Genomic DNA, 4,633 nt, shown 5'->3' on the forward strand with positions numbered 1-4,633 from the left:
TCCATGAATCGTGAGCCCATCCCACATTCCACTCCACCGACCGACCCGGCCCCTCGGTCGCCCGATCGCCCCGCTCCCTGCGCTACCCTTGAAGGAACGCCCGAAGGAGCACCTCTTGCGCGTCTCACTGTTCATCCCCTGTTACGTCGACACCCTCTTCCCCCAGGCCGGCATCGCCATGACCCGGGTACTCGAGCGACTGGGCCTGGAGGTCGACTTCCCGGAGGAGCAGACTTGCTGCGGGCAGATGCACTTCAACACCGGCTACCAGCAGGAGGCCCTAACGCTGGCGCGGCGCTTCGTGGAGATCTTCGAGGGGAGCGATGCCGTCGTCGCCCCCTCTGCCTCCTGCGTCGGCATGGTGCGCGAGTTCTACCGGTACCTGGCGAACGAGCACGGCGACCCCGAGCTTCTGGAGCGGGTGACGCGGTTGGCCCCCCGCACCTTCGAGTTCTCCGAGTTCCTGGTGGACCGCTTGGGCGTGGAGGACGTGGGCGCCTACTTCCCGCACCGCGTCACCTACCACCCGACCTGCCACAGCCTCCGTGGGATCCGGGTGGGCGACGCTCCATACCGGCTCCTGCGCGCGGTGAGGGGGATCGAGCTGGTGCCGCTGCCCGACGCACAGAGCTGCTGCGGTTTCGGCGGGACCTTCGCGGTGAAGAACTCTGCCACCAGTAGCGCGATGCTGAGCGACAAGGTGGCCAACGTGCTGACTACCAGAGCCGAGTACTGTGTCGCCGTGGACAACTCGTGCCTGATGCAGATCGGCGGAGCGTTGTCGCGCGGCAAGACCGGCGTGCGCACGCTCCACCTCGCCGAGGTGCTGGCGTCCACGGACCAGGGTCTGAGGGAGGGACTGACGGGTCCCCCTGACGTGCTGGCGTCGACGGGGGAGGGTCCGGCGGAGGATCCAGCGCTCGCCCACGAACCGACGCCCGCCCACGAACCGGCGACCATCCGGCCCGAGGCCGAACTCTGATGTCCCGTCTCGAGTTGCCCGTCCTGCCGTTCCCCGTCGCCGCGCGGGAGGCGTTGCAGGACTCTCAGCTGCGGCGCAACCTGGGCAAGGCGACGAGAACTATTCGGGCGAAGCGGTTGGCGCTCACGGAGGAGCTTCCCGACTGGGAGGCTCTGCGCGAGGCCGGCAAACGCATCAAGGCCCACACGATGCGCAACCTCGCTCACTACCTCGAGCAGCTCGAGGAGCGGGTGACTGGCGCGGGCGGTAAGGTCCACTGGGCCGAGGACGCCGCTGAGGCGAACCGCATCGTGAGCGAACTGGTGGCGGCAAGCGGGGCGCGCCAGGCGATCAAGGTCAAGTCGCTCACCACCGACGAGATCAGGCTCAACGACGCCCTGGAAGCGGCCGGCATCGAGGCGATCGAGACCGACCTGGCCGAGCTGATCATCCAGCTGGCAGGGGAGAGCTCGAGCCACATCCTGGTGCCGGCCATCCACAAGAACCGCTCCGAGATCCGCGAGCTCTTCGCCCGCACACTGGGCGAGACCGACCTCAGCGACGACCCGAGCGACCTCACCCGCGCGGCCCGAAGTTTCCTGCGGCAGAGGTTCCTCTCGAGCACGGTTGGCATCAGCGGCGCGAATTTCGGTATCGCCCAGACCGGGACGATCTGCGTGGTCGAGTCGGAGGGCAACGGCCGCATGTGCACGACTCTGCCGCGAACCCTCATCACGGTCATGGGGATCGAGAAGGTCGTGCCGCGCTGGCGGGACATGGAGGTGTTCCTCCAGCTGCTGCCGCGCTCCTCTACCGGCGAACGCATGAACCCCTACACGTCGTTCTGGACCGGGGTGACGAGCGGGGACGGCCCCGAGGAGTTCCATCTGGTGCTGGTCGACAACGGCCGCACCAAGGTACTGGCAAGCGAGTTGGGCCGCGAAGCGCTCCACTGCATCCGCTGCAGCGCCTGCCTCAACGCCTGCCCGGTCTACGAGCGGACCGGCGGGCACGCCTACGGCTCCGTCTACCCGGGGCCCATCGGCGCAGTCCTCACCCCGCAACTGCGCGAGCTAGCCCGGTTCGAAACGCTGCCCTTCGCCTCCACCCTTTGCGGCGCCTGCTTCGACGCCTGCCCGGTGAAGATCGACATCCCCAGGCTGTTGGTGCATCTGCGCGGCAGGGTTGTTGCCCAGAAGCAGGCACGGCGAGGACTTGCCGGCCTGCCGGAGGCGTTGGCGATGCGCGCCTCTGCCCGTCTGTTCGGCGACCCCCGAATCTACGCGCTGGCCCAGCGAGCCGGCCGCTTGGCGCAGAGGCCGTTCGTGCGGAACGGCGTGATCGAGCGCCTGCCGGGACTCGGGGCTTGGAGCAGCACCCGCGACCTGCCGGCCCTGCCGCGGGAGTCGTTCCGCGAATGGTGGCGCCGCCGGGAACGAACAGCTGCGAACGGGCGGGCAGGTGAAGGCCCGCGCGACCGGACGGGCACGGATGCACCACATGGGGTGGATGGGTGAGCGCCCGCAGCCGCATCCTCGAGCGCATCCGGGCGGCGACCGGCCCGCAAGTGGACGGGCTCGATAGTGACGAGGTCAGCCGTGACTATCTGATGGAGGACGACGGCGACCGGGAAGCGCGGGTGCGGAGGTTCACCGAGGTGGTGAGCGACTACCGCGCACGGGTTATCCGGGTGACGGAGGCAGAGGTGCCGGCGTCCGTCGCCTTGGCCTGCGAACGCCGAGGCGCCCGTAGGCTGATCGTGCCTGAAGGCTTCCCCGAGGAGTGGCTGCCGGGTACGGTGGAGCGACTCCCCGACGACCTGGGCAACGAGGAGCTGTCCACGGCCCACGGCGTGCTCACCACCTGCGCGCTGGCCATCGCCCAGACCGGCACCCTAGTCCTCGACGGCGGGCCGGGCCAGGGCAGGAGGGCTGCCACTCTGCTTCCGGACTTCCACCTGTGCGTCGTCCGGGCGTCCCAGATCGAAGGTATCGTTCCCCAGGCGGTCGCTCGGATCGAGGGTTCGATCGCGGCCGGTCGGCCGGTTACCTTCATCAGCGGCCCGTCCGCGACCTCGGACATCGAGCTGAGCCGGGTCGAGGGCGTGCATGGGCCGAGGACCCTCGAGGTGTTGGTGGTGGACGAGTCGGTCGACTAGCGATAGTCCAGCCTCTCTCCATCCCGAGTCGAGATGTCCTCACTGTTCAGGTCCATTGAAGGTAGCACAGGACGCGGCAGGACTAGGAGTTCAGGAGCGCGGCTGGTACCACCGCAATGCCGTCGGAGCGGCGATAAGCATCCTTGCCGGGTGTGACGACAAGCGAGTCAAGCAGCCTGTTCCCGATCCGGTCCCTCAGCCAGGTCAGGTGTCGAACGTCCTCGTCTCTCACCAAGGGCGACAGTTTTACCTCGATTGCGATCACGCGCCCGTCGTCACGTTCGACTATCAGGTCGATCTCATGGTCCCCGTTCTTCGTTCTTAGGTGGTAGACGTTCGCCTCGTTCCGTTGGGAGTAGACGCGCAGGCTTTGGGTCACCAGTGACTCGAACAAGCGCCCAAGGAGGTCGCCACCACGGAAGGCGTCCGGCCCGGCCTCCTCTCCCGCCAGCAGGCTCTGCAGCCCAAGACCCAGCAGCCTGGCGGCCAGAGCGGGGTCGGTGAGATGGTGCTTTGGCGCCTGACCGAGTCGACTCAAGCCCCTGCTGCCGGGTAACCAGGCTGGCAGTGGGTCGAGAATCCAGAGGTCGGTTAGGACCTGCCGGTACGCCTCGGTGGTGGATCGAGCCGGTTTATCTGCCTCACCCGGCGTTGCGGCATCGAGTATCCGATTGTACGAGGCCGAAGTAGCGGTGGCCGCTGCGTAGGATCGCAGCCAAGCCAAGAGAGCCTCGCGCCTGCGCACGGTTCGGCCCTGCTCTTCGAAGTCGCGCTGCGAGATCCTCTGTAGATATCCATCCAGGAGCAGCTTCCGCGCTCTCGCTGGGCTCTCCCTTATCCCCGGGAAGCCGGAGGAAACGATCTCACCAACGTAGTCTCGCAGCCCAAGTACCGAACTTTGACGAAGAGGCTCCTTGGACCCTGTGAGCAGTTGCGACAAGGAGATGGTGGCCGGTTCGAGCTGTCGTTCCGCGAGTGACATGGGGCGCATGCGAAGCGTGATGAAACGGCCGGCGCCCGAATGAACTGGGGCTTCAATTGGAGCGGCGCTGCCGGCGAGAAGGAAGCTTCCGGGAGCGGTACCGCCATCAACCGCCCGCCTTACCCAATCCCAAACCTGGGGCAGTCGCTGCCACTCATCCAGCAGCACAGGTTTCGGGTCGTCGTTAAGTCGATCGGGATCGGCCTCGAGGAGGGTTCGCTGCCGGGGATCGTCGATCGTGTAGATTGTGCTCGCGCGGCGTGCGAGCGTTGCGGTCTTGCCAATGCCCTTGGGCCCCTCAACGGCTATGGCTGGAGCGCCATCGAGAAGGTCGTTCAGCTCCGCATCGACGATGCGCGGCAGGTACTTATTCATGGCGCATGATACCATTAGCAGAAGCTCTACGCTACCACTGGCAGGCTCCGGAGACTACCATTAGCAGGCTGCGCGGACGGCTGGCACAGGAAACGACGGAGATTGGGAGCATGTGGTGCCCGATCGACCGATAGGACCCTCATAGCCGCACGAAGAC

Annotated in this window: 4 protein-coding genes; 3 read left to right on the forward strand and 1 reads right to left on the reverse strand. The window is 66.8% G+C overall.

The window, feature by feature from the left end; translation table 11 throughout:
* The first annotated feature begins 115 nt into the window (after window positions 1-115).
* From VF168_11080 to VF168_11090, 3 genes are read left to right on the forward strand one after another with little or no spacing between them, the layout of a single operon-like run.
* Entirely contained in the window at window positions 116-982 is an 867-nt protein-coding gene (locus VF168_11080) for a (Fe-S)-binding protein (protein ID HEX7004714.1), read from the forward strand.
* Entirely contained in the window at window positions 982-2,478 is a 1,497-nt protein-coding gene (locus VF168_11085) for a LutB/LldF family L-lactate oxidation iron-sulfur protein (protein ID HEX7004715.1), read from the forward strand. The genes VF168_11080 and VF168_11085 overlap by 1 nt, the downstream gene beginning before the upstream one ends.
* Window positions 2,475-3,119 (forward strand): lactate utilization protein C, encoded by a 645-nt coding sequence (locus tag VF168_11090; GenBank protein ID HEX7004716.1) that lies wholly within the window; start codon window positions 2,475-2,477, stop codon window positions 3,117-3,119. Before VF168_11085 ends, VF168_11090 begins: the two co-directional genes overlap by 4 nt.
* An 82-nt stretch (window positions 3,120-3,201) precedes the next feature.
* Here VF168_11090 and VF168_11095 read toward each other — a convergent pair whose 3' ends face one another.
* Window positions 3,202-4,476 carry a DUF4143 domain-containing protein gene (locus VF168_11095; protein HEX7004717.1) on the reverse strand — a complete coding sequence of 425 codons (1,275 nt, stop codon included), beginning with the start codon at window positions 4,474-4,476 and terminating at the stop codon, window positions 3,202-3,204.
* Between the last annotated feature and the right edge of the window lie 157 nt (window positions 4,477-4,633).

Source organism: Trueperaceae bacterium (assembly GCA_036381595.1).
Lineage (GTDB): Bacteria > Deinococcota > Deinococci > Deinococcales > Trueperaceae > DASVCN01.

What these genes read in the sequence shown, in the direction of transcription:
- VF168_11085 (HEX7004715.1), top strand. Translation starts at nt 982, where the DNA reads ATGTCCCGTCTCGAGTTGCCCGTCCTGCCGTTCCCCGTCGCCGCGCGG.
- VF168_11095 (HEX7004717.1), bottom strand. Translation starts at nt 4,476, where the DNA reads ATGAATAAGTACCTGCCGCGCATCGTCGATGCGGAGCTGAACGACCTT.